The organism is uncultured Massilia sp. (assembly GCF_913773735.1).
GTDB lineage: Bacteria > Pseudomonadota > Gammaproteobacteria > Burkholderiales > Burkholderiaceae_D > Telluria.
In genome coordinates this window covers 159,737-184,493 of record NZ_CAJYEB010000034.1, presented here as the reverse complement: position 1 = coordinate 184,493, position 24,757 = coordinate 159,737, and the positions used below count along the sequence as shown (strand labels likewise).

General features: G+C 68.7%; 24 protein-coding genes. 18 read left to right on the top strand and 6 right to left on the bottom strand.

Going from position 1 to position 24,757, the window contains the following annotated elements; genetic code table 11:
* Positions 1 to 109 precede the first annotated feature (109 nt).
* Together QZ749_RS17265 and greB are read right to left on the bottom strand one after the other, a co-directional pair.
* Positions 110 to 712 carry a biliverdin-producing heme oxygenase gene (locus QZ749_RS17265; protein WP_296949285.1) on the bottom strand — a complete coding sequence of 201 codons (603 nt, stop codon included), beginning with the start codon at positions 710 to 712 and terminating at the stop codon, positions 110 to 112.
* Positions 713 to 715: 3 nt separating this feature from the next.
* Positions 716 to 1,282, bottom strand: coding sequence for a transcription elongation factor GreB (greB, locus tag QZ749_RS17260; protein ID WP_296949283.1), 567 nt, complete (start codon positions 1,280 to 1,282; stop codon positions 716 to 718).
* Between the two features lie 73 nt (positions 1,283 to 1,355).
* Here greB and QZ749_RS17255 point away from each other — a divergent pair, with 73 nt between their 5' ends.
* From QZ749_RS17255 to QZ749_RS17195, 13 genes are all read left to right on the top strand, one after another.
* A complete protein-coding gene (locus tag QZ749_RS17255) occupies positions 1,356 to 1,967 on the top strand; it encodes a hypothetical protein (RefSeq protein ID WP_296949282.1) in 612 nt (203 codons plus the stop codon).
* Between the two features lie 36 nt (positions 1,968 to 2,003).
* Positions 2,004 to 3,491, top strand: coding sequence for a histidine kinase (locus QZ749_RS17250; RefSeq protein ID WP_296949280.1), 1,488 nt, complete (start codon positions 2,004 to 2,006; stop codon positions 3,489 to 3,491).
* Entirely contained in the window at positions 3,488 to 4,135 is a 648-nt protein-coding gene (locus QZ749_RS17245; RefSeq protein ID WP_296949278.1) for a response regulator transcription factor, read from the top strand. Before QZ749_RS17250 ends, QZ749_RS17245 begins: the two co-directional genes overlap by 4 nt.
* Before the next feature lie 160 nt (positions 4,136 to 4,295).
* Positions 4,296 to 5,867, top strand: a complete 1,572-nt coding sequence (locus QZ749_RS17240) for a GGDEF domain-containing protein (protein ID WP_296949277.1) — start codon at positions 4,296 to 4,298, stop codon at positions 5,865 to 5,867.
* Between the two features lie 281 nt (positions 5,868 to 6,148).
* Positions 6,149 to 7,657 carry a flagellin gene (locus QZ749_RS17235; RefSeq protein WP_296949276.1) on the top strand — a complete coding sequence of 503 codons (1,509 nt, stop codon included), beginning with the start codon at positions 6,149 to 6,151 and terminating at the stop codon, positions 7,655 to 7,657.
* Positions 7,658 to 7,748: 91 nt separating this feature from the next.
* Positions 7,749 to 8,102: a flagellar protein FlaG gene (locus QZ749_RS17230; protein ID WP_296949274.1), complete on the top strand. Its 354-nt coding sequence runs from the start codon at positions 7,749 to 7,751 to the stop codon at positions 8,100 to 8,102.
* A gap of 166 nt (positions 8,103 to 8,268) precedes the next feature.
* Positions 8,269 to 10,911 (top strand): flagellar filament capping protein FliD, encoded by a 2,643-nt coding sequence (gene fliD / locus QZ749_RS17225; protein WP_296949273.1) that lies wholly within the window; start codon positions 8,269 to 8,271, stop codon positions 10,909 to 10,911.
* A gap of 30 nt (positions 10,912 to 10,941) precedes the next feature.
* Positions 10,942 to 11,412 carry a flagellar export chaperone FliS gene (fliS, locus tag QZ749_RS17220; RefSeq protein ID WP_296949271.1) on the top strand — a complete coding sequence of 157 codons (471 nt, stop codon included), beginning with the start codon at positions 10,942 to 10,944 and terminating at the stop codon, positions 11,410 to 11,412.
* Positions 11,413 to 11,425: 13 nt separating this feature from the next.
* Positions 11,426 to 11,752 carry a flagellar protein FliT gene (locus tag QZ749_RS17215; protein WP_296949270.1) on the top strand — a complete coding sequence of 109 codons (327 nt, stop codon included), beginning with the start codon at positions 11,426 to 11,428 and terminating at the stop codon, positions 11,750 to 11,752.
* Positions 11,753 to 11,793: 41 nt separating this feature from the next.
* Positions 11,794 to 12,960 (top strand): flagellar hook-length control protein FliK, encoded by a 1,167-nt coding sequence (locus tag QZ749_RS17210; protein ID WP_296949269.1) that lies wholly within the window; start codon positions 11,794 to 11,796, stop codon positions 12,958 to 12,960.
* The gene (locus QZ749_RS17205; protein WP_296949267.1) at positions 12,947 to 13,318 is read left to right on the top strand and encodes an EscU/YscU/HrcU family type III secretion system export apparatus switch protein; all 372 of its coding nucleotides are present in this window, start codon (positions 12,947 to 12,949) and stop codon (positions 13,316 to 13,318) included. Before QZ749_RS17210 ends, QZ749_RS17205 begins: the two co-directional genes overlap by 14 nt.
* The gene (locus tag QZ749_RS17200) at positions 13,302 to 14,057 is read left to right on the top strand and encodes a flagellar brake protein (protein ID WP_296949265.1); all 756 of its coding nucleotides are present in this window, start codon (positions 13,302 to 13,304) and stop codon (positions 14,055 to 14,057) included. The genes QZ749_RS17205 and QZ749_RS17200 overlap by 17 nt, the downstream gene beginning before the upstream one ends.
* Positions 14,058 to 14,248: 191 nt before the next feature.
* Positions 14,249 to 14,908, top strand: coding sequence for a PEP-CTERM sorting domain-containing protein (locus tag QZ749_RS17195; RefSeq protein ID WP_296949262.1), 660 nt, complete (start codon positions 14,249 to 14,251; stop codon positions 14,906 to 14,908).
* 12 nt (positions 14,909 to 14,920) lie between these two features.
* Here the strand turns inward: QZ749_RS17195 and QZ749_RS17190 are convergent, their stop codons facing one another.
* The 4 genes from QZ749_RS17190 to fliE form a co-directional block, all read right to left on the bottom strand.
* On the bottom strand, positions 14,921 to 15,523 hold the full coding sequence (locus QZ749_RS17190; RefSeq protein ID WP_296949259.1) for a membrane integrity-associated transporter subunit PqiC: 603 nt from the start codon (positions 15,521 to 15,523) through the stop codon (positions 14,921 to 14,923).
* Positions 15,520 to 17,157, bottom strand: coding sequence for an intermembrane transport protein PqiB (locus QZ749_RS17185; RefSeq protein ID WP_296949258.1), 1,638 nt, complete (start codon positions 17,155 to 17,157; stop codon positions 15,520 to 15,522). The genes QZ749_RS17190 and QZ749_RS17185 overlap by 4 nt, the downstream gene beginning before the upstream one ends.
* Entirely contained in the window at positions 17,150 to 18,421 is a 1,272-nt protein-coding gene (locus tag QZ749_RS17180; protein WP_296949256.1) for a paraquat-inducible protein A, read from the bottom strand. Before QZ749_RS17180 ends, QZ749_RS17185 begins: the two co-directional genes overlap by 8 nt.
* 277 nt (positions 18,422 to 18,698) lie before the next feature.
* Complete coding sequence (fliE, locus tag QZ749_RS17175) at positions 18,699 to 19,085, bottom strand: flagellar hook-basal body complex protein FliE (RefSeq protein ID WP_296949254.1); 387 nt, start codon at positions 19,083 to 19,085, stop codon at positions 18,699 to 18,701.
* A gap of 187 nt (positions 19,086 to 19,272) precedes the next feature.
* Here fliE and fliF point away from each other — a divergent pair, with 187 nt between their 5' ends.
* The 5 genes from fliF to fliJ all read left to right on the top strand — a co-directional run bounded on the left by fliF (position 19,273) and on the right by fliJ (position 24,744).
* Complete coding sequence (fliF, locus tag QZ749_RS17170; protein ID WP_296949252.1) at positions 19,273 to 20,967, top strand: flagellar basal-body MS-ring/collar protein FliF; 1,695 nt, start codon at positions 19,273 to 19,275, stop codon at positions 20,965 to 20,967.
* Positions 20,964 to 21,968: a flagellar motor switch protein FliG gene (fliG, locus tag QZ749_RS17165; RefSeq protein ID WP_296949251.1), complete on the top strand. Its 1,005-nt coding sequence runs from the start codon at positions 20,964 to 20,966 to the stop codon at positions 21,966 to 21,968. The genes fliF and fliG overlap by 4 nt, the downstream gene beginning before the upstream one ends.
* Positions 21,968 to 22,711, top strand: coding sequence for a flagellar assembly protein FliH (gene fliH / locus QZ749_RS17160; protein ID WP_296949250.1), 744 nt, complete (start codon positions 21,968 to 21,970; stop codon positions 22,709 to 22,711). Before fliG ends, fliH begins: the two co-directional genes overlap by 1 nt.
* Positions 22,708 to 24,111 carry a flagellar protein export ATPase FliI gene (fliI, locus tag QZ749_RS17155; RefSeq protein WP_373896832.1) on the top strand — a complete coding sequence of 468 codons (1,404 nt, stop codon included), beginning with the start codon at positions 22,708 to 22,710 and terminating at the stop codon, positions 24,109 to 24,111. Before fliH ends, fliI begins: the two co-directional genes overlap by 4 nt.
* Before the next feature lie 192 nt (positions 24,112 to 24,303).
* Positions 24,304 to 24,744, top strand: coding sequence for a flagellar export protein FliJ (fliJ, locus tag QZ749_RS17150; protein WP_296949249.1), 441 nt, complete (start codon positions 24,304 to 24,306; stop codon positions 24,742 to 24,744).
* The last annotated feature ends 13 nt before the right edge of the window (positions 24,745 to 24,757 follow it).

Below are 24,757 nucleotides of genomic sequence, written 5' to 3'. Positions count from 1 at the left end.
CGCCGGGGGCGGCGCGGAGGTCGGCGCAGGGGTCAGGGCCCGGTGTTGCCTTTCAGGGCTCCGACCCCGGTTTTCACCCCGGTTTCCAGCAACGGCCCGCCCAGGCAGCCTAGGCGTCCGCCACGCCCCCTTCGCGCAGCGCCAGGATCCGTTCGAACGCCGCGCACGCCCCCGCGCGGGCGTCCGCGATCTCGCCCGGCGTGCGCACGTGCTCGCGCAGCGCCTGCATGAAGGCGCGCCAGCGCGGCCCCGGACCGGCCGCGTCGCCGCGCAGGTAGCGCAGCGGATGCGGCGCCAGCCGCTCGTGCAGGCGGCCGTACAGCACGGCGCCGCCCAGTTGCGAACCTTCCACCACATAGGCCACGCCCCAGCGCCAGGCGGCGCCGGCGGCGGCCGGCCAGCGCTGCGGCGCGCCCGGCCCGGCGGATGCCGGCATGCCCGGCTCGGCCAGGTCGGCATCGATCAGGGCCAGGCGCGCGCCGGCGTCGAAGCGGGCATCGGCCTGCGGCCCGTCGGCATAGCCCGCCTGCCACGCGTGCAGCGGTGCCAGCCAGGCGCGCAGCAGGGCCAGGTGGGCGGCGTAGTCGTCCAGCGAAGCATCCGGCTTGCCGATCGGCAGGCCTTCGTCGAGCCGTTCATGCAGTTCGCCGGTCGCGGCGCGCAATGCGGCCAGCGGATCCGCCGCGCCGGCGGTGTCGTGGGGCTGGTCCATGGTTCAATCCGCGACCGGTTCGGGGTAGGCGACGGCGACGATCTCCAGCTCGTCGACACCCTGCGGCGTGGCGAGCGTGACGACGTCGCCCTCGCGCGCCTTGGTCAGCGCGCGCGCCACCGGCGACACCCAGCTGATGCGCCCGTGCAGCGGATCGAGCTCGTCGATGCCGACGATGGTCACGACGTGCTCCTCCCCCGCCTTGTTGACGTAGGTGACGGTCGCGCCGAAGAACACCTGGTCGTTGCCATGGTGCACCGACGGGTCCACGACGAAGGCGGAATCGAGGCGCTTGGTGAGGAAGCGGATGCGGCGGTCGATCTCGCGCAGCCGGCGCTTGCCGTAGATGTAGTCGCCGTTTTCCGAACGGTCGCCGTTGGACGCGGCCCAGTGCACCACCTTCACGACCTCGGGGCGGTCGACGTCGATGAGCTGCAGCAGCTCGTCCTTGATCGCCTGGTGGCCCGCCGGGGTGATGTAGTTCTTGGCGCCGGCGGGGATGGCCCGCGCCAGTTCCAGCGCCTCGTCGTCGTCGTCGTTGTCCGACTCTTTTACAAATGCCTTGTTCATGCAGCCATTGTAGCGCCACGGGCGCGGACGCGACGCGACGAACCCGGTTTCATATTTACCGTATCATGGGGGCATGACTAGAGTCGTTACGCGAAGCCGCCTGTTCGCCCCGCTGGTAGTCCTGGCGGCGCTGCTGCTGCTGCTCGAGGAATGGTGCTGGAACGCCGGCCTGCGCCTGTCCCGGGCGCTGGCGCGCTGGCCGCTGCTCGCCGCGCTGGAGCGGCGCGTGCGCGCCCTGCCGCCCTGGGCCGCGCTGTGCGCGTTCGCCCTGCCCGGCATCCTGCTGTTTCCCGTCAAGCTGCTCGCGCTGTTCGCCATCGCCCAGGGCCATGCGGCGTCCGGCATCGCCGCGCTCGTCGCCGCCAAGCTGGGCGGCGCGGCGGTGGTCGCGCGCATCTATGCATTGACCCTGCCGTCGCTGCTGGCGCTGGGCTGGTTCGCGCGCTGCCACGGCTGGTTCATGCGCGCCAGGGAACGCTGCCTGGCCCAGTGGCGCGCCAGCCGCACCTGCGCGCGCGCCGGCCGCGCGTTGCGCGCGGCGCGGCTCGGCTTGCGCCGGATCGCGCGCGCGCTGCGCGCCATGCTGCGCCGCCGGCGTCCCGCGCCGTCCGGCCGCCGCCGCGGCAGCCATGCGGCGCGCGTATTGCGCCGCTTCGTCGTCCAATGGCGCGCGCGCCGGCGCTGACCCTTCCCATCCACCTCACCGACCGAGATCCCGTCCATGAGCCTTTCCGTTCCCGTCACCGGCACCGCCCAGGAACCCGTCCTCGCCCCCGAACTGCAGGACGCCGCCGCCGACATCTACCTGTTCGACGCCGCCACCCTGCGCCTGGTCGACGCCAATGCCGGCGCGCGCCTGGGCGGCATCGACCCGGCGCGGCTGGCCGAGATGACGCTGTTCGAGCTGGCGCCCGAACTGGAACAGGCGACGCTGGACGCGCTGCTGGCGCAACTGGGCCACGCGCCGGGCGCCCAGGCGACGCTGCGCACGCGCTACCTGCGCGCCGGCGGCACCTATCCGGTCAAGCTGGTGTTCCTGCGCATCGTGCGCGACGGCCGCGCGCTGCTGCTGGCGGTGGCCGACGACCTGGCGCTGGCGCTCGAGATCAGCGTGGCGCTGGAACAGTACCAGGCCGGCTTCGACGCCGTCGTCGACCATACCCCGGGCCTGGTCTACCAGTTCCTGCGCCAGGCCGACGGCACGGTCGCCTTCCCCTACCTGAGCGAGGGTTGCGCCGCCCTGTTGGGCCTGGCCGGCGCGGAACTGCAGGCGGCGCCGCAGCGCTTCCTGGAACTGGTGCTGCCGGAAGACCGCGGCGACTACCTGGACGCGATGGACGCCTCGCAGGCGGGCCTGTCGGCCTGGAACTGGGAGGGGCGCATCTGGATCGACGCCTGGAAGGACGTCAAGTGGATCAACCTGCGCGCCACCCCGTTCCCGCTGGAAGACGGCGGCGTGCGCTGGGACGGCATCATGACCAACATCACGGCCAGCAAGCTGGAACAGGAAGAAATCCGCGACTCGCGCGCGCGCCTGGCCGAGCTGACCGACCACATCGAACAAGTCAAGGAGCAGGAACGGGCGCGCATCGCGCGCGAGATCCACGACGACCTGGGCGGCAACCTGACGGCGATCAAGATGGCGCTGGCGATGCTGGCCGCGCGCCTGCCCGCCGATCCGGTGCTGGCCGAGAAGGCGCAGTACGTGGACGACCTGGTCGACCGCACCATCGACGCCGTGCACCGCATCTCGCTCGACCTGCGCCCGCCGATGCTGGACCTGGGCATCGTCGCGGCCCTCGACTGGCAGGCGCGCGAATTCGAGAAGCGCATGGGCATCGCCTGCGTCTTCACCAGCAGCGACAGGGAGGTGGCGCTGGCCCCGTCCGAGGCCACGGCGCTGTTTCGCATCTTCCAGGAAGCGCTGACCAATATCGCCAAGCACGCCCACGCCACCCGGGTGACGGTGGACCTGCGGCGCGAAGGCCGGCACCTGGTGCTCGCCATCTGCGATAATGGCCGCGGCATCGCCGCATCGGACCGCGCCAAGCCGCAATCGTTCGGCCTGCGCGGCATGAGCGAGCGCGCCCGGGCGCTGGGCGGCACGCTCGACCTGGCGCCGGCGCCCGGCGGCGGCACGATGGTGACCGTCAGGATCAGGCCGAGCGCCCCGGCGGCCGCAGGGCAACCTTCAACAACCGAAGCATGAGCGACAAGACCAGCATCCGCGTTTTCATTGCAGACGACCACGCGATCGTCCGCGAAGGCCTGAAACAGATCCTCGCCGAGCAGCGCGACATCGCCATCGTGGGCGAGGCCGAGACCGGGCTGGATGCCGTCAAGCTGTTCCGCAAGTCGCGCTGCAACCTGCTGCTGCTGGACATCTCGCTCCCGGACCGCAACGGCATCGAGGTGCTCAAGCAGATCAAGAAGGACAAGCCGGAACTGGCGGTGCTGATGCTGTCGATGCACCGCGAGGACCAGTACGCGATCCGCGCGCTCAAGGCCGGTGCCGCCGGCTATCTCACCAAGCAGAGCGCGCCGCGCGAGCTGGTCGGCGCGATCCGCCAGGTCGCCGCCGGCCAGCGCTACGTCAGCGCCCAGCTGGCCCAGGTGCTGGCCGCCCAGGTCGGCGAGGACCACGACGGCCCGGTCCACGAAACCCTGTCCGACCGCGAATACCAGACCCTCACCATGATCGCCTCCGGCAAGACCGTCAGCGAGATCGCGCGCGACCTGTCGCTGTCGGTCAAGACGGTCAGCGAATACCGCGCGCGCCTGCTGGCGAAGATGAAACTCAAGACCAGCGCCGAATTGACGCATTACGCGATCCGCAACCAACTGATCGACTAGAAGCTGGCCCCGGCGGGCGGACCGGGCGCCAGACTTGCCGGATCGGCAAGCGAACTGTTGCAAACGCTGGACTGAATGGTAATCCCGCGCTTTTTTGCTCGATCAAACCTCCCGAAACTGATTACTATGGTAGGAATAATTCCAATCAGCAAGTTCCGCCATGTCCAGCACCCTCACGCCGCCGCTCAGCCAGAATCCGGCGGACATCGCCCGCGAAGCGTTCCGCCGCCTCGCCACGCGGCGCATCGCGCCGACGCCCGACGCCTACCGCGACATCTATAACGAGATCGCGGGACTGCCGCCGGCCGCGCCGGCGCCGGCGGTCGACGTGGCCGGCGCCGAGACGGTGCTGGCGGGCTTCGCCGGCCGCCTGGCCGAGACCCCGGGCGAACTGGCCGAGTTCGGCACGCGCATGCAGCGCGCCACGCGCCAGCGCGACTGGGACGGCTACGGACGGGCGCTGACGCAGTTGGCGGAAAAGCACCTGCGCCGCCATACGCATCCGGTCCTGGCGCTGGGCGTCGAGGACGCCGAACCGAAGCTGCTGCGTGAACTGCTGGCCCGCACGCTGAGCTATGCCCTCGCCTCGCTGCTGGGCGGCACGCCCAAGCTGGCCGCCGAGGCCGAGGCGCTGGGCGCCGACGTCAAGCAGGCGCACGGCGAGGCGGCGCTGCAGGACGTGGCCGGGCGCCTGAAGGAATTGTGCTACCAGATCGAGCTGAAGGGCGGCGACCTCGCCGAGCAGCAGGAATTGCTGCTGCGCCTGTTCAAACTGCTGCTGGAAAACGTCGGCGAGCTGCTGGAAGACGACAGCTGGCTGCGCGGCCAGGTCGTCGCCGTGCAGGACCTGATCGCCGGCCCGCTCGACCAGCGCGCGCTGGAAGACGCCACGCGCAGCCTGAAGGACGTGATCTACAAGCAGGGCCAGCTGCGCCACGGCATCGCCGACGTGCGCTCGACGGTCAAGAACATGATGATGACCTTCATCGACCGGCTCGGTTCGGTGGCGGCGTCCACCGGCGACTTCCAGCAGAAGATCGGCGGCTTTTCGGAACGGATCCAGAAGGCCGCGAACATCGGCGAACTCGACGAGTTGCTGCAGGAAGTGCTGCGCGAGACGCGCACCGTGCAGGCCGAGACGCTGGCCTCGCGCGACCGCATGGTCGCCGCGCACCAGGAAGTGCAGGAAGCCGAGGCGCGCATCCGCGAACTGGAGGCGCAGCTGCAGCATATGAGCGAGCTGGTGCGCGAAGACCAGCTGACCGGCAGCCTGAACCGGCGCGGCCTGGACGACGTGTTCGAGCGCGAGAGCGCCCGCGCCGACCGCCGCGGCACCCCGTTGTGCGTCGCCCTGCTCGACCTGGACAATTTCAAGCGCCTGAACGATACCTATGGCCACCTGGCCGGCGACAACGCGCTGCGCCACCTGGTGAAGGTGGTGCGCGACACGCTGCGCTCGATGGACGTGATCGCCCGCTTCGGCGGCGAGGAATTCCTGATCCTGCTGCCGGAGACGACGGTGGAGTCGGCCTCGGCGGCGATGGTGCGCGTGCAGCGCGAGCTGACCCGCCATTTCTTCCTGCACGAAAACGAAAAGATGCTGATCACCTTCTCCTGCGGGGTGGCGCTGCGCCACCCGAACGAGGAGCAGGCGCACCTGATGGCGCGCGCCGACCGTGCCATGTACCAGGCCAAGCAGAGCGGCAAGAACCGGGTGGTGGTGGCCGATTGATTGCCGGTCCGATATCGGATCGGCGCCTGGCGCCCCGCCTGCAGCATTGAAAATAAATTTTTTTTGGGCCTAAAGTTCACGCTTTCCGCGCCGCTGAGCGCAGGCTCCGCAAGCATAAAAACGTCGTCTGCCGAAAAATTTCACGTTCTCGCTATAAAGTTTTTTCGCAGAAGTACGTTACCTGAATCAACAGCGGCTTGAATGTCACGGAACAGCGTGGCAGGCCAACGTGAACAGCGGCACGTCGCCGCACCACGCAAGACCAAGTCTGGAGAGACACCATGTCGTCCGTTATCAATACCAACGTCGCATCCCTGAATTCCCAACGTAACCTGTCGGCTTCGCAAAACTCGCTGAACACCTCGATCCAGCGCCTGTCCTCGGGCCTGCGCATCAACAGCGCGAAAGACGACGCCGCCGGCCTCGCCATCTCGGATCGCATGAATTCGCAGATCAAGGGCATGAACCAGGCGACCCGCAACGCCAACGACGGCGTGTCGATGGCGCAGACCGCCGAAGGCGCCCTGTCGAGCTCGGGCGACATCCTGCAGCGTATCCGCGAACTGGCGGTGCAGTCGTCGAACTCGTCGAACTCGGCCAGCGACCGCAAGGCCCTGCAAACTGAAGTCACCCAGCTCAGCTCGGAACTGAACCGCATCTCGAACACCACCGAATTCAACGGCCAGAAGCTGCTGGACGGCACCATGGGCACCGCGAACTTCCAGGTCGGCGCCAACGCCAACCAGCTGATCTCGATGACCGGCGCGAACTTCCAGACCAACACCTACGGCAACAACCAGATCACCGCCGACAGTGTCGCCATCAAGGACACCAGCAATATCGCTGCCGGCGACATCACCATCAACGGCGTCAGCGGCACCGCCACCATCAGCACCAAGGTCGGCGACGACACCGCCACCCCGCCGGTCAAGGGCGACACCGCCAAGTCGGTCGCCACCGCGATCAACAACAAGACCGCCGACACCGGCGTGACGGCCAGCGCCCGCACCGACATGAACGTCAAGCTGGGCGGCGGCGAGTCCTACCAGTTCACGCTGGCCTCGGACAACAGCGACCCGGTGACGGTTTCGTTCTCGGTCGGCGGCGGCGCCTCGAACGCCACCGACTACGCCTCGGCGATCAGCGCCATCAACGCCCAGACCGCGAAGACCGGCGTGACCGCCCAGTACGACCAGGACAACGGCGGCCTGAAGCTGACCAACGCCAGCGGCGAAGACATCAACCTGAAGAACACCAAGACCGACGGCAATACCACCTTCGACGTCAGCAACTACAAGGCTGACGGCAAGGTGCTGGACGCCGCGACCCCGGACCTGAGCCTGGCGGCAGCCGACGCCACCGGCGTGGCCAACGGCCGCGTGACCTTCGACTCGCCGGACAGCTTCTCGATCGCCGACAGCGGCACCGGCCTGGCCGTCGCCACCGACTCTGGCGCCAAGTCGTCGGACCTGAAATCGGTCGCGTCGCTGGACATCACCAGCTTCGAAGGCTCGCAGAACGCGATCAAGATCGCCGACGCGGCCCTGGCCAAGGTCAACGCCCAGCGCTCCCAGTACGGCGCACTGCAGTCGCGCTTCGACTCGGCGATCTCGAACCTGCAATCGACGACCGAGAACCTGTCGGCCTCGCGCAGCCGCATCGTCGACACCGACTTCGCTTCGGAAACCGCGAACATGACCCGCGGCCAGATCCTGCAGCAGGCCGGTACCTCGATGCTGGCGCAAGCCAACTCGCTGCCGAACGGCGTCCTGTCGCTGCTGCGTGGCTAATCGCAAGACCTAGCCCACCGCTAGCGCAGTAACCGGTTCCTCGGCTGGAGAAATTCAGTCGGGGAATTGTTTTTGCTAAAGGGAACTCAACATGCATATCCAACCCGTTGGTTCGCCCGTCACCACCAGGCTCGACGAGCGCGCGCCCGCGCCCGTGGAGCCAGCGGGCAGCGTTGCCGCCGTGGCAAGCAAAAGCGCCGACGACACGGCGACTTCCGCCTCGCGCGAGGAGGTATCGTCCGCCGTCAAGAAGATCAACGCATCGATGCAGGTATCGTCCCAGAGCCTGGAATTCTCGATCGACGAGGACAGCAAGGACATCGTCGTCAAGGTGATCGACCAGAACACCAAGGAAGTCGTGCGCCAGATGCCTTCCGAAGAGGCGCTGCACATCGCCAAGTCGCTCGACAAGATGCGTGGTCTCCTGATCCGGGAAACCGCCTGAGCCGGCACATCCGCCGCCCTCCATGAACCGCTGCCGCCCGCCGGGCGCCGGCGGTTTTTTCATATCCAGCTCAACCGTTCCACGAATTGAACGGGATTTCCTGCTCTCAAGTACGAATTGCTTCTGTCGTTAATGACTTACAGTGTGACTTTCACGGGAGAAAGAAGTGGGACTCAGTTCATCAGGGATCGGTTCAGGGCTGCCTGTCGACGACCTCGTCGCCAAGCTGATGGCTGCCGAGTCGGCGCCGCTGAGCAACTATGACAAGAAAACCGCCGCCTACCAGAACCAGCTGCAGGCCTATGGCAAGGTCGGCGCCGCCGTGGGCAGTTTCCAGGCCGCGCTCACCTCGCTGAATTCGCAGTCGACGTTCGCGGCCCTGTCCACTTCCTCCAGCAACAAGGACATCCTCGGCGCCACCGCCAGCAGCGGCGCGGTGGCCGGCAACTATAAAGTCAACGTCACCCAGATGGCCCAGTCGCAGAGCCTGGTCAGCGGCGGCAAGGCCAGTACCAGCGCGCTGATCGGCGCCGGCGCCAAGACCACGCTGACGTTCCAGTTCGGCAGCGTGAGCGGCGGCACCTTCGGCGCGGCCGGCACGGCGCTGAGCCTGGCCACCGCCGCCTCGGGCATCGCCAGCGGTTCGCTGACCCTGAACGGCACCACGATCGTCACCAACGGCACCACGCGCAGCGCGCGCGACCTGGCCGCCGCCATCAACGACAAGAGCGCGGATACCGGCGTCACCGCCAAGACCGGCACCACGACCACCGCGGCCGACCTGTTCAAGGATTTCGGCGACGTCGCCGTCACCAGCGGCAACTACACGCTGTCGGTCGGCGGCGTCGCGCTGGCCTCGGCGGACAGCGGCGAGACCGTGACCGCGGCCTCGATCGACACCTCGCTGGCCAGCGCCGCCACCAGGAACGCCCTGGCCGCCGCCAACATCACCGTGACCGGTTCGGCCATCGACGGCACGCTGCAATTCCTGGCCGCGGACGGCTCGAACATCAGCGTGGACGAGGACGTGACCGGCGGCGCCACCGGCGGCATCAAGGTGGCCGCAGGCGGCGAGAACAAGGGTTCCAGCGTGATGGCCACGGCCGGCATCACGCTGAGCTCGGCCGACGGCAGCCAGATCCTGGTCGGCGGCAACAACCCGTCCGCCGCCGGCTTCGCCGCGGGCAGCGTCGGCAGCTACCTCGGCGCCGGTTTTTCGCAGGACGGCTCGCAGAACATGGGCATCGTCACGCTGGACGCCAAGGACCAGTCGCTGCAGGGCATCCGCGACGCCATCAACAAAGCCAACATCGGCGTGACCGCGACCATCGTCTCGGACGGCGGCGACAATCCCTACCACCTGGTGGTCACCAACAACGCCACCGGTTCCAACACGACCATGAAGATCAGCGTGGCCGGCGTCGACGGCCAGGACGGCGACCCGGCCATCGCCGCCCTGATGGGCTACGATCCGGGCGGTACCCAGGGCCTGACCCAGACCAGCGGCGCCCAGGACACCAAGCTGACCGTGAACGGCATCGCCGTCACCAGCAAGAGCACCTCCGTGAACGATGCGATCCAGGGCGTGAACCTGAGCGTCACGGGCCTGGGCAACAGCACGCTGACCGTGTCGAAGGACACCAGCACCGTGTCGGACTCGATCAAGGCCTTCGTCAAGGCCTACAACGACCTGAACACGACCATCGCGGGCCTGACCGGCTACAACGCCGAGACCAAGACCGGCGGCGCGCTGCAGGGCGACGCCTCGGTGCGCTCGATCCAGTCGCAGCTGCGGCGCCAGCTGAGCACGAGCGTCGAAGGCCTGGGCGGCAAGCTGACCAACCTGGGCCAGGTCGGCATCTCGTTCCAGAAGGACGGCAGCCTGGCGATCGATTCGACCAAGCTGAACACGGCGATCGCCAACAACTTCAGCGACATCGGCGGCTTGTTCGCCGCGATGGGGTCGGCCAGCGACAGCGGCATCAGCTTCGACAAGTCGACGCCGTCGACCAAGGCCGGCGAGTACGCCGTCAACGTCACCCACATGGCGACCAAGGGCGCGCTGACCTCGACCGCGGCGCTGAGCGGCGCGACGAAGATCGATCCGAACACCACCTGGACCGTGACGCTGAACCAGACCGACCCGGTCACCAGCAGCAAGGTGCAGAACATCCAGATCCCGGCCGGCACCTACGACAACACCCAGCTGGCCGCCGTGCTGCGCGCCGCGATCAACGGCAACAGCACCTTTTCCGGCGCGGGCGACGCGGTCGAGACCTCGGTCGACAAGGACGGCAAGCTGACGATCTCGTCGAGCATCTTCGGCGAGAAGTCGAACATCGCGATCGCCGGCGTCACCGGCACCGCGGTCGATGCGATCTTCGGCGGCGCCAGCCCGGTCAAGGGCAGCAACGTCGAAGGCACCATCGGCGGCGTGGCCGCCACCGGCAACGGCCAGACGCTGACGGCGGCGGCCGGCTCGGACGCGGTCGGCATCCAGATCACGGTCAAGACCGGCGACGTCGGCGACCGCGGCAGCGTCACCTTCTCGCAGGGCTACGCCTACCAGTTGACCAACCTGGCCGCCACCTTCACCGGCAAGGACAGCATCCTGCAGGGCAAGACCGACGGCCTGAACAGCAGCATCAAGCAGGTCGCCAGCCAGCGCGACAAGTTCAGCGACCGCCTGACGGCGATCGAGGCGCGCTACCGCGCCCAGTTCACCGCGCTCGACACCATGCTGGCGTCGATGCAGAGCACCCAGAGTTACCTGACACAACAACTCGCGTCGATTGCCGCGAACAGTTAATCCCACACCTGGACCATTGGAGAACCAAAGATGTTCGGAACCATGAAACGCGGCGTCAACGCCTATGCCCACGTCGGCCTCGAAACGGGCGTCGCCTCCGCGTCGCCGCACAAGCTGATCGTCATGCTGTACGACGGCGCCCTGGTCGCCCTGTTGAACGCCAAGGCGAATATCGCCGCCAACAATATCGCCGCCAAGGGCACCGCCATCTCGAAGGCGATCACGATCATCGACAACGGCCTGCGCGCCTCGCTCGACAAGAGCGCCGGCGGCGAGATCGCGGCCAACCTGGACGCCCTGTACGACTACATGAGCCGCCGCCTGCTGCACGCCAACCTGAAGAACGACGTCGCCATCCTCGACGAAGTGCACCGCCTGCTGTCGGACCTGCGCGAAGCCTGGGTCGCCATCGGCGACAAGGTCGGCCAGCCGGCCGCCCCGGTGCCCGCCGCCGTCGCCGCCTCGCCGATGCCGAAGGCAGCCACCCTGGTCAGCGCCTGAGGAGAGACAGCACATGATGACCGGACAGGAAGTCGTCTCCGTGTATGAAGCCATGGTCGGCATCACCGACCAGATGCTGGCCGCCGCCAGCGCCAGCGACTGGGACCGCCTGGTCCAGCTCGAGCACCAGTGCGCCGCCTGCGTGCGCCAGCTCAAGGACAACGGCGACGGCCAGCCGCTGGCCGGCCAGGAACGCGTGCGCAAGGTCGACGCGATCCGCCGCATGATGGCCTCGGACCGCAAGATCCGCGACCTCACGCAACCCTGGATGGCCAGGCTGACCGCCATGATGAGCAACAACCAGACCGAACGCCGCCTCGCGCGCGCCTACGGCGTCTGAGGTTGCGGTAACGCTGTCCGCGTTCCGCGAACCATTCCCCCATGCTGCCGCGCGACCAGCTGTCCCTGCCCCAGGTCGCGCGCACCGCGCCGGTGGTGCCGGCGCTGTCGTCCGTCGACCCGCGCCAGCAGGCCTTCCAGCGCGCCGTCGCCAACCTGCTCGGCCAGTCGATGCAGGCCGAGGTGCTGGCCAAGCTCCCCGGCGGCGATTTCGTCGTGCGCGTGGCCGACATGGCGGCGCGCATGCCGCTGCCGCCCGGCACGCAACCCGGCGCGCAGGTGCCGATGACGCTGGTCGCCGTCCATCCCCGCCCCACCTTCCAGGTCCGCGACGCCCAGGGCGCGCACGCCTTCGCCGAAGCCGCACCGGCGCCGCAGGACGGCCAGCCGGCCGGCGCGGCGCTGGCCTTCGTCGCGGGCAAGGAAGCCGCCGCGCTGACGCGCAGCGCCGCCCTGCTGGCCAGCGCGCAGGACCTGGGCCGGCTGGCGGGTCAGGGTAACGGTAGCGCCGGCGACGCCAACGCCTCGATCAGCACGGCCGGCAAGGCGCTCGGCGACGTGATCGCCGCCGCCCAGAAGGCCGACGCGCCCGCCACCGCGGCGCTCGGCCGCACGCCCCTGCTGGGCGCGCCGGACGCGAACGCCGGCCGCATCGCCGCCGCCCTGCAGGACGGCCTGGCCAAGAGCGGCCTGTTCTACGAATCGCACGTGGCCGAATGGGCGGCGGGCGCGCGCACGCTGGGCGAGCTGGCTGCCGAGCCGCAGGCGCGCGGCATGCCCGCGCCGACCGATCCGGCCACCGCCCAGTTCATCAACCTGCAGCTGAACGCCCACGAGCAGGGCCGCGTCGCCTGGCAGGGCCAGCTGTGGCCGGGGCAGGAGATGCGCTGGGAGATCGAACGCCATGCCGAACGCGACGCGCCCGACAAGGAACAGGCGGGCCGCGACGCCGGCGAGGAAGGAACGTCGTCCACCTGGCAGAGCCGCCTGCGCCTGCGCTTCGGCGCGCTGGGCGAGGTGGCGGCGCGCATCGTACTGTCCGGCGACCAGGTGCACATCCGCCTGGACGCCGCCAGCCAGGACGCCGGCAGCGCGATGGAAGCCCGGCGCGCCGGCCTGGCGCAGGCGCTGGAGGCGGCCGGCGTGCCGCTGTCGACGCTGGCCATCCACGGCGCCGGCGCCAGGGAAAGCGGCGATGGGCAAGCCTGAGGACGCCGGCACGCGCCGCCAGAACGCCGTCGCGCTCGCCTACGGCGCGGGCGACCCGGCGCCCAAGGTCGTCGCCAAGGGCAGCGGCCTGGTGGCGGAGCGGATCATCGGCAAGGCGCGCGAGGCCGGCGTGTTCGTGCACGAATCGAAGGAATTGGTGTCCCTGCTGATGCAGGTCGACCTCGACCGCCAGATCCCGCCCGCCCTGTACCGCGTTATTGCCGAACTGTTGGCATGGCTATATCATGTTGAATCGGCACAAGCCGCCGGGCGGGAGATGCCTCCCGCGCCGGACACGGCACGGCTGCTGCCCCCACCCGAAGAATCACCGTCTGGAACAGATGCAAGCAATCACTGATGCCGAACTGGCGAACTGGCACGACTACGAAGTCGAATCGCGCAGGGAAATCGTCGCGCTGTTGCGCCAGATCTCCGAAAAGAACCAACTGATCCGCCTGCTGGTCAAGGGCGAGGCCGACGTCTGCGTGACGTCGCTGCTGCACGTCGATCCCGACACCGAGACGATCATCCTCGACCGCTCCGTCAGCGCCGAGCAGAACGCGCGCATCGTCGCCGCCAAGCAGGTGCGCTGCGAGACCTCGCTCGACAAGATCCGCATCCTGTTCGGCCTCGAGAACCTGCGCGAGACCGCCTTCGAAGGCGGCACCGCGCTCGCCGCCGACCTGCCGGCCAGCCTGATCCGCCTGCAGCGGCGCGAGTACTACCGCATGCCGACCCCGCTGACCAACCCGGTGCGCGCCACGATCCCCCTGCCGCCGGAACTGGGCGGCGGCAGCGCCGAGTTCCCGCTGGCCGACATCAGTTGCGGCGGCATCGCGATCTTCGACAACAAGCACCAGCTCGGCACGACGATCGGCGCCACCTTCGGCAACTGCAAAATGGAACTGCCCGACGTCGGCATCGTGACCTGCTCGCTGCAGATCCGCAACTCGCTGGACATGACCCTGCTGAACAACAAGACGACCCGCCGCCTCGGCTGCCAGTTCATCGACATCTCGCGCGCCAACCTGGCGGGCGTGCAGCGCTACATCACCAAGCTGGAACGCGAACGCAACGCGCGCCTGGCCGGCTTCTAAGGAAGGGGTCAGAGCCCGGTGTTTCTTTTGGGGCTCCGACCCCGGTGTTCCGTCCGCGACTCCCATCTCTGCGCAGGCCACGCACACACCTGGGTCAGAGCCCCAACGGAAAAACCGGGCTCTGACCCCTAATTGGTTTTGGTAGCGATATAATTTCCATTAATCCACTATCGTTACCAAAAAGGAAATCCATGTCCGCCCGCCTGCTCCTCGCTACCCTCTCGCTCGCCCTTTCCGCCGGCGCCGTCCACGCTGCTCCCGTGACCGCCACGGGCGAACTGGTGAGCAACGGCGGCTTCGAGGCCACCACCGTCAAGAGCGGCAACTGGATTACCTATACCAACGCGGGCGGCGGCTACAGCGGCTGGACGCTGGGCAGCAACGGCGTCGAGATCCGTAACGACGCCGTCGGGGCCGCCTACCAGGGCAGCAATTTCGCCGAGCTGGACACCAGCGCCAACAGCTGGATCAGCCAGAGCCTGGCGACCACGAAGGACACGCTGTACACGCTGACCTTCGCCTACTCGCCGCGCTCGAACGTGGGCAGCGACAGCAACGGCATCGGCGTCTACTGGAACGGCACGCTGCTGCAGGACATCACGGCCAGCGGCCTGGTGGGCGACGGCGCCGGCAACGACTGGACGCTGTACACCTTCAACGTGCTGGCGACGGGCAGCAGCAGCGTGCTGAAGTTCGCCGCGACCGGCAAGTCGGACACCATGGGCGGCGGCATCGACGCCGTCTCGGTGAAGGCCGCCGCCACGACGGCCGTGCCGGAACCGGCCAGCCTCGCCCTGCTGGGCCTGGGCGCCGCCGCCCTCGCCTTCAGCCGCCGCCGCAAGCGCGGTTGATCCGCGCCCTCTTCAGCAGCCTCCCGTCCCCGCCTCCTGCCTGCGCACCGCCGCCCCGATCGCGGCGGCCATCTTGGCCAGCGCGGCGCGATGGCCCGCCACCAGCGCCTCGTAGCCCTCGCCCACCGGTTCCCGGAACACGCTGCGGCACGCCAGCACGGCGTCGCCGCCCGCCTTGCGCACGCTCCAGGTGGCGTCCAGCAATGCGTAGGCGCCCGGCGCCGACTCGAAGCGCTGCACCGTCGTGCCGATCCGGTACGGCGTGCTGCCGCTCGGGTGCGGCGTGCGATAGACGTCGAGCGCGCCCAGCGCGGCGCTCAGGTCGAGCGACAGCGCGCGGCCGATCTCGTCCGGCAGCGGCCCGGCCCAGCGGTGGTGCTCGAGCAGGTCGACGCGGCCCGGCCCCTCCGTGACGACCAGCTGGCTGCGCCGCACCTGGGCCGGCACCGTCACCGGCAGCACTTCGATGTACAGCGGCGCGGCAGTCGTCGCGGCCGGCGCGGCGGCATCGCCCCCGCCCAACGTGTAGAAGCGGTCCGGCGGCGCATTGCTGGCGCAGGCGGCCAGCAATGCGCCCGCCGCCGCCAGCGCGAACGAAAGTGGAAGACGGTTCATTTGTTCTCCTTTGCCTTGCCCCGGATCAGCGATTCCGGATGGCGTTCGAGATAGTCGGCCAGCTGGTTCAGCGACTCCATCGTGCGCGACACGTCCTGCATCGCCTGGCGCAGGTCCGACTGCAGCGGCGAATCCTGCTGCAACAGCGCCTCGGCGCTGGCGAAGGTCTTGCGGGCCGAGGCCAGCGTGTCCTTCATCTCGGGCAGCAGTTGCTGGTCCAGGCGCGCGACCAAGCGGTTGGCCTCGACCAGCGTCTTGTTCAGGTTCTTGCCGATGTCGTCGAAGGGCACCTTGTCGAGCTTGCTCGCGATGCTGGAAAGCTGGCTCTGCAGCTCGTCGAGCGAGCCCGGCACGGTCGGCAGCAGGATCTCGTCGCCGCGCGCTGCCAGCTGGGCCCTGGGCGCGTTCGGGAAGAAGTCGAGCGCGATGTAGAGCTGGTTCGTCAGCAGGCTGCCGGTGCGCAGCTGGCCGCGCAGGCCGCGCGCGACCATCTGCGCCAGCACGGCGTTGCTGCCGGCGGCGCTGCCGTCCGCGCTGCCGACCGATGCGGCGAACGAGGGGCCCAGGCGTTCCGGATACAGGTCCACCGTCACCGGCATGCGGATCGCGCGCCGGACGCGGTCGAATTCCACGCCCACGCTGCGCACCTCGCCCAGCACGATGCCGCGAAAGTCGACCGCCGCGCCCGGCGCCAGGCCGCGCAGCGACTGGTCGAAGTACAGCACCGTCGCGATCGCCGGCCCGTCGGGCGGACGCAGCGCGGCGGCGCGGTCGGCGGCCAGGCCGAACACGGTGCCGGCCGGGGCCGGCGCCGCCGGCTTCCTGCCGTTCTCCGATTCGAAGGCGACGCCGCCCGTCACCAGCGCCGCCAGCGACTGCGTGTTCAGCTTGAAGCCGCCGGCATCGAGGCGTACGTCGACGCCGCTGGCATGCCACCAGCGCGCATTGGTGCCGACGAAGGCGACATAGGGTTCCTCGACGAATACCGAGAGGTCGACGCCCTGCCCTTCGCGGTTCAGCTCGGCCGAAGCGACCTGGCCCACGCGCACGCGGCGGTAGTAGACCGGCGAGCCGGGCGCGAGCGAACCCAGGCTGTCGCCGTGCAGGCGGTATTCGCGTCCCTTGAGGCCGGGCGGCACGGCGGGCGGCGCTTCCAGGCCGGTGAAGGCGGACGCGGTCTGCGCGGCCGTGCCGGGCGCGGCGCCGATGTAGGCGCCCGACAGCAGCGTGTTCAGTCCCGACACGCCGCTCGCGCCAATCTGCGGGCGCACCACCCAGAAGCAGGTGTCGGCGGCCGCGAAGCGCGCCGCTTCCTTCGCCATCTCGATGGTGGCGACGACGCGGTTGCCGTCCGGGCCGAGCTTGACCGTCACCACCTGGCCGATGTCGACGTCCTTGTACTTGACCTTGGTCTTGCCCGCTTCCAAGCCCTCGCCGGTGGCGAAGCTGACGGCGATCGTCGGGCCCTTGTCGACCAGCCAGTTGACCACCTGCACGGTGCCGATGACGGCGGCCAGGATCGGGATCAGCCAGACCAGCGAGGGCAGCCAGCGGCTCGGGCGGTCCACGTCCGGAGGTGGCGCGGGCGGCGGCAGGGTGGCCGGCGGCACGGCGGGGCCGTCCTGTTCACTCATCTCGTTGTTCTCCATGCGAATCGACGGGGTCCCAGATCAGGCGCGGGTCGAACTGCGCCGAGGCGACCATCGTCAGGATCACGACGCAGCCGAAGGCCAGCGCGCCGGGACCCGGGGTGATCGTCGCCAGCGCCTGGAAGCGCACCAGCGCGACGGTGAGCGCGACGACGAAGATGTCGAGCATCGACCAGCGGCCGATGAACTCGACGAGGCGGTACAGCCGGGTGCGGCCGACGGGCGCCCGGCGCGAGCGCAGCTGCGCCGTCGCGGCCAGCACGCCCAGCGCCGCCAGCTTGAGCACCGGCACGGCGATGCTGGCGACGAAGATGATGACGGCCAGGCCGGGCGAATCGCCGCGCCAGAACAGCAGCACGCCGCTCATGATGGTGTCGCCCTCGGTGCCGCCGATCGACGCGGTGTACATGATCGGCAGGATGTTGGCGGGCACGTACAGCAGCGCGGCCGCGGCCAGCAGCGCCCAGGTGCGCTCGATGCTGTGCGGGATGCGCGCGTGCAGCCTTGTTGCGCAGCGGGCGCAGCGCTGGTGCGGGCGCGGCCGTTGCGCCAGCGCGCGGTTGACCAGGCCGCAGGCGTGGCAGGTCAGGAATCCGGACGGCAGCCCCGGCGTGGCCGGGACAGGGACGGGAGCGGGCCGCGCGCCGGGCAGCCGGTCGCCCATGGCCCACAGGGCGCGCGGCTCGAAGCGCAGCGCCATGGCGGCGAGCACCGTCAGCGCGCCGAAGGCGAACAGGCCCGGATGCGGCGTGACCCTGGCCAGGCTGGTCATCTTGATGGTGGTGACCAGCACGCCGATCATGAACACTTCGGTCATCGCCCAGTGGCGCGCGCCCTGCACGGTGCGCAGCAGCATGTTGAAGCCGCGCACGCGCCGTCCGCGCCACAGGCCGAAGGACACATACAGCAGCGCGCCCAGTTCCAGCGCGGGGAACGCGATGGCGAAGAAGAACACCATGGCGGCGATGACCTGCATGCGCTCGTCCCACAGCACGCGGATGGCGCCCAGCAGCGTGGCGCTGGTGGTCAGGCCCGCCATGTCCAGCGAGACGATGGGGAAGCACTGGGCGATCAGGTAGACCAGCATCGCGCCCAGGGTGACGGCGACCATCGTGGCGGGCCGGCGCGCGTCGTGCCAGCGGTACAGCTCGCCGCTGCAGCGCGTGCAGCGGGCCCGCTCGCCGCGCCCCAGCGGGCGCCAGCGGTGCAGGCGGCCGCAGTCGTGGCAGGCGACGAGCGCGTCCGTCAAGCCGCGGCTCCCGGGCAGGAATGGCACGATGGACGTGGCGGCAAGGAGGTGCTCCGGCGGGTTCGAGGCATAGGCATTGTCATTATGGCTATTTCCAACCATGCTAGTGCGCACGATTGGGATACGAATCGTACCAAAGGACAATATATGCGTGGAGATTGGTGCTCGATTCCACGTCGCACCGGCGCAGGCCGGTGCCCAATTTGCACGCGCGGTCGTGACGCATGCAAGGCTTGGGCCCCGGCCTGCGCCGGGGCGACGATGTGCAAGGGTGGCGTCACACCTGCATGTTCATGATGTCGTGGTAGGCCGACACCAGCTTGTTCCTCACCTGCACGGTGGCCTGGAAGGAAATGCTGGCCTTCTGCATCGCGATCATGGTGTCGGACAGGCTGACCTTGTCGTCGCCGGCGGCAAAGCGTTCGCCCATCTGGTCGGCCTGCACCTGCGCCTTGCTGACGTTGTCCAGCTGCGCCTTGAGCGCGTCCGAAAAGCTGACCCTGGAAGCCGATTCCGGCCTGGCGGCATTGCCCGGCCCGCCGATACCGGCGACACTGCCCGCGCCGTCCGCGGCCGACGCCCCGGCGGCCGGCTTGTTCGCCGCCGCCTTCAGTTGCGCCATCATCGCCTCGATACGGCTGCTGTCGATGCCGCCAATATGCATATCGCCTCCCGGAAGTCGTGCTGCAAACGTGGACAAGATGCCCACGCATGCGATGTCAGGCTCCCAGAATAGCAGCGCAGGTACAATTGTTGCCTTCGAGCAGCGCGGTAAACCTGCCGCTATTCCCGGGTTTGAACGTTGCCGCACAGCTTCATAATGGCGTCCATACCCTCATTCCACCACGACCATGGCCACCGCAGCGGATCCTACCCTCGACAGCGACATCGATACCGACACTCCGGAACCGAAACCCAAGTACTGGGAAACCCCGATGGGGAAAAAGGTCGTCGCCGGCGGCGCGGCGGCGCTGGCGCTGGCCATCGTCGCGGCCATCTGGCTGTGGCAGTCGGAGCCGGAATACCGCGTGCTGTTCTCGAACTACACCGACCGCGACGGCGGCGCGATCACCGCGTCGCTCGACCAGATGGGGGTCAAGTACAAGTTCTCCGATGGCGGCAACGCCATCCTGGTGCCGGCCGAGCAGGTGCCGAGCATCCGCCTGAAACTGGCCGCGCAGGGCCTGCCGCGCGCCGGCAACGTCGGCTTCGAGCTGCTGGAAAACCAGAAGCTGGGCACCTCGCAGTTCGTCGAGCAGGTCAACTACCAGCGTTCGCTGGAAGGCGAGCTGGCCAATTCGATCCAGGCGCTGGCGGCGGTCGGTTCGGCGCGCGTGCACCTGGCGCTGCCGAAACCGTCCGTGTTCGTGCGCGACGTCCAGAAGCCGACCGCGTCGGTGCTGCTGAACCTGCAGCCGGGCCGCACGCTGGACCAGGCCCAGGTGAACGCCATCGTGCACCTGGTGGCCTCGTCGGTGGCGGAACTGCCGGCCTCGAACGTCACCGTGGTCGACCAGAACGGCAACCTGCTGTCCGACAGCGCCAACAAGGCCGGCAAGCAGCTCGACCCGAACCAGCTGAAGTACGTCGAGGCGCTGCAGCAGAACATCGTCAAGCAGGTGCAGTCGATCATCGCCCCGCTGGTGGGCCAGAACAACGTGCGCGCCGAGGCGACCGCCGAAGTGGACTTCGCCCAGGTCGATACCGCCGCCGAGATGTACAAGCCGAATTCGCCGCCGGAGCCGCAGGCGATCCGCAGCCAGCAGACCTCGGAATCGAGCGGTCCGGGCAGCACCAATCCGTCGGGCGTGCCGGGCGCGCTGTCGAACCAGCCGCCGGGCACGGCCACCGCGCCGCTCGACGCCAACGGCCAGCCGGCCGCGGCGCCGGCCACCGCCACCGGCCCGACCCGCAAGGACGCGACGACCAACTACGAAGTCGACAAGACCGTGCGCTACGAGCAGAAGCCGATGGGCGGCATCAAGCGCCTGACGGTGGGCGTGGTGGTCAACTACCGCCGCAGCGTCGACCCGGCCACCGGCAAGGTCACCATCAAGCCGCTGTCGGCCGCCGAAGTGGCCCAGATCAACGAGCTGGTCAAGCAGGCGATGGGCTACAGCCAGGCGCGCGGCGACACGCTGAACGTGACCAACGCCCCGTTCGACGGCGTCGACAAGCCGGAAGACGTGGCGCCGGACTGGTGGAAGGACCCGGCCAACCTGCCGATGGCCAAGGACGTCGCGAAGTGGCTGTTCATCGCCCTGGTGCTGGCCTTCCTGTACTACCGGATCCTGCGCCCGATCCTCAAGCCGGTCATGAAGACCTTCGACAAGGCGGTCGAGATGCCGCCGGAGCCGGAGCCGGAAGAACCGGAGCCGGAACCGGAACCGGACCTGGAAGCCGAGGCCGAGGCCGCGCGCCAGGCGGAAGAAGAGAAGCAGGTGATCATCTACAAGAGCAACCTGGACATGGCCAAGAGCCTCGCGTCGAACGACCCGCGCATCGTCGCGAACGTCATCAAGGAATGGTTGGGAGCTGAACAATGAGCGACAAGGAAAAAGACAACGTCAACAAGGCCGCCATCCTGATGCTGGCCCTGGGCGAATCGGAAGCGGCCGAGGTGATGAAGTTCCTCGGCCCGCGCGAAGTGCTGAAGCTGGGCGCCGCGATGGCGCAGATGAAGGCCGTGCAGCACGAGGAAGTGACCTCCGTGCTGACCGAGTTCCGCGAGCGCGTCGACCTGCAATCCACCGTCGGCCTGGACTCGGACGAGTACATCCGCCAGGTGCTGACCAAGGCGCTGGGCGACGACAAGGCGGCCGTGCTGCTCAACCGTATCCTGGGCGGCAAGGACGCCTCCGGCATCGAGAGCCTGAAGTGGATGGACTCGCAGTCGGTGGCGGAACTGATCCGCAACGAGCACCCGCAGATCATCGCCACCATCCTGGTGCACCTCGAGCGCGACCAGGCCTGCGAGATCCTGGCCCACTTCACCGACCGCCTGCGCAACGACGTGGTGCTGCGCATCGCCACGCTGGACGGCGTGCAGCCGGCCGCCCTGCGCGAGCTGAACGACGTGCTGACCAAGCTGCTGTCGGGCAACGAACACATCAAGAAGTCCTCGCTGGGCGGCGTGCGCACGGCGGCCGAGATCCTGAACTTCATGAGCGGCGAGCAGGAAAGCTCGGTGATGGAAAACATCAAGAACTACGACAACGACATGGCGCAGAAGATCATGGACGAGATGTTCGTGTTCGACAACATCATCGACATCGACGACCGCGGCATCCAGCTGCTGCTGCGCGAAGTGCAGTCGGAGATGCTGATCATCGCCCTCAAGGGCGCCTCGCAGGACCTGCGCGAGAAGATTTTCAAGAACATGTCGCAGCGCGCGGCCGAGATGATGCGCGAGGATCTCGAATCGAAAGGCCCGGTGCGCCTGTCCGAAGTAGAATCGCAGCAGAAGCAGATCCTGCAGATCGTGCGCCGCCTGGCCGACGAAGGCCAGATCGTTCTCGGCGGAAAAGGTGAGGATTCGTTCGTCTGATGGCCATCTCGAAGGAACAGCAGTCCGCATACCAGCGCTGGGAAATGGCGTCGTTCGGCGACGAGCGTCCCAGCGCGCTGGCCCAGCGCCAGGCCGCCGCCGCCCAGGCCGCGGCCGAGGCCGCCGCGCTCCAGGCCCGCCTGGAGCCGTCCCCGCCAGTGCCGGCCGCGCCGGCGATCCCCTTGCCCACCATCGAGGAAATCGAGGCGATCCGCGAGAACGCGCACCAGGAAGGCTACGAGGAAGGCCATGTCCAGGGCCTGCAGTCCGGCCACGACGCCGGCTACCAGGACGGCCTGGCCCAGGGCCGCGCCGAGGCGGCGGAAGAGCTGGCGCGCCTGAAGGAGATCGCCGTCGGCTTCGCCGACGCCGTCACCCAGGCCGACGCGGCGATCGCCCAGGACGTGCTGGAACTGGCCCTGCAACTGGCGCGCAACATGGTGCGCACCGCCTTCGACGTCAAGCCCGACCTGATCATCCCGGTCGTGCGCGAAGCCATCGACTACCTGCCCACGCTGCAGCAGCCCGCGCTGCTGCACCTGCATCCGGACGACGCCGCCATCGTCAGGAACGGCATGGCCCAGGAACTCGAGACGGGCGGCTGGCGCATCGTCGAGGACCCGGCGCTGGCGCGCGGCGGCTGCCGCGTCGACACCGCCAGCAACCAGATCGACGCCCAGATCGCGTCGCGCTGGCAGCGCCTGACGCACGCGCTGAACAAGGACGTGGAGTGGCTCGGATGAGTACCCCCGCGGCCGACGCGCACACCGGGCGCTGGCGCGCGTTCCTGGAGGATTGCGGCAACGTGCTCGACATCGCCGAGCCGATGCAGGTCTCGGGCCGCGTGACGCGCGTGGCCGGCCTGGTGATGGAATGCGTCGGCCTCAAGCTGGCCGTCGGCAGCGCCTGCACGATTCCGGTCACCTCGGGCGCGCGCATCGAGGCCGAAGTGGTCGGCTTCGAGGGCGAACGCCTGTTCCTGATGCCGCAGAGCGACGTCGAAGGCGTGATCCCCGGCTCGCGCGTGTTCCCGGTCGAGGCCAGCATCCCGAAGCCCGGCAGCGTGGCGCATCCGCGCCGCCGTCCGGCCGACCGCGCGCGCCACCTGCCGGTGGGCTGGGGCCTGCTGGGCCGCGTCGTCGACGGCGCCGGCCGCCCGCTGGACGGCAGGGGCGCGCTCGACACCACCGACGTCGGCCCGTTGAATGCGCGCCCCATCAACCCGCTCGAGCGCGCGCCGATCAAGGAAACGCTGGACGTCGGCGTGCGCGCCATCAACGCCATGCTGACGGTCGGCCGCGGCCAGCGCCTGGGCCTGTTCGCCGGCACCGGCGTCGGCAAGTCGGTGCTGCTGGGCATGATCGCGCGCTACACCACGGCCGACGTCATCGTCGTCGGCCTGATCGGCGAGCGCGGCCGCGAGGTCAAGGAATTCATCGAGCAGATCCTGGGGCCGGACGGCCTGGCGCGCTCGGCCGTCGTCGCGGCGCCGGCCGACTCGCCGCCGCTGATGCGCCTGCAGGGCGCCGCCTACGCCACCGCCATCGCCGAGTATTTCCGCGACCAGGGCAAGAGCGTCATGCTGATCATGGATTCGCTGACCCGCTATGCCCAGGCGCAGCGCGAGATCGCGCTGGCCATCGGCGAGCCGCCCGCGACCAAGGGCTATCCGCCGTCGGTGTTCGCCAAGCTGCCGGTGCTGGTCGAGCGGGCCGGCAACGGCCACGAGGGCGGCGGCTCGATCACCGCCTTCTACACCGTGCTGTCCGAGGGCGACGACCAGCAGGACCCGATCGCCGACGCGGCGCGCGGCATCCTGGACGGCCACATCGTGCTGAACCGCCGGCTGGCCGAGGCCGGCCACTACCCGGCCATCGACATCGAACAGTCGATCTCGCGCGCGATGCACATGATCACCTCGCGCGATCACCAGATGGCGGCGCGCCAGCTCAAGCAGCTGTACTCGCGCTACGAGCGCTCGCGCGACCTGATCACGGTGGGCGCCTACGCGGCCGGCAGCGATCCGGTGCTGGACAAGGCGATCCAGCTGCACGAGCGCATCGAGCAGTTCCTGTGCCAGGAAATCCACGACAACACCACGATGCTGCAGAGCTTGGGGGAATTGACCTCGCTATTCGGCTGATTGAAAAGTTGCGGGGCGGAATATACTGCGCTGGAACCTATTTCAGTGGGCAGGAGGAAGCGAATGGCGATGCATGGCAAGCGGGGGCAAGGCGCGAGGAGGCCGCATGGTAATCCATGCAACGACGAGCAACGCGGCACCCGTTTGCCAGGCGCGCCAGGCGCGACTCTTGCCCACTGAAATAGGTTCTCGATGTCTACCCTCTCCGCACTCGAGACCCTGATCGACCTCGCCCAGCGCGAATCCGACGCCTGCGCCAAGCGCCTGGGCGCGGCGCAAAAGGCGGTGGACGACGCCGAACAGAAGCTGCAGATGCTGCACGGCTACCGCGACGACTATGCGAACAAGCTCGACGCCGCCATGGTCAACGGCATCACGCCGTTCGCGCGCCAGAACTTCGTCGCCTTCCTCGACAAGCTGGAGAACGCGGTCAACGGCCAGCGCGAAGTGCTCAAGCATGCGCAGTACAAGGCCGAGAAGGAGCGCAAGGCCTGGCAGGAGAGCGAGCGCAAGCGCCTGTCCTACCGCACGCTGACCGAGCGCGCGGCGGCCCAGGCGCTGGCCGTCGAGAACAAGCGCGACCAGAAGATGATGGACGACCATGCGGCGCGCACGGCGCGCCGCCAAAGCTAGCACGATTCCACGG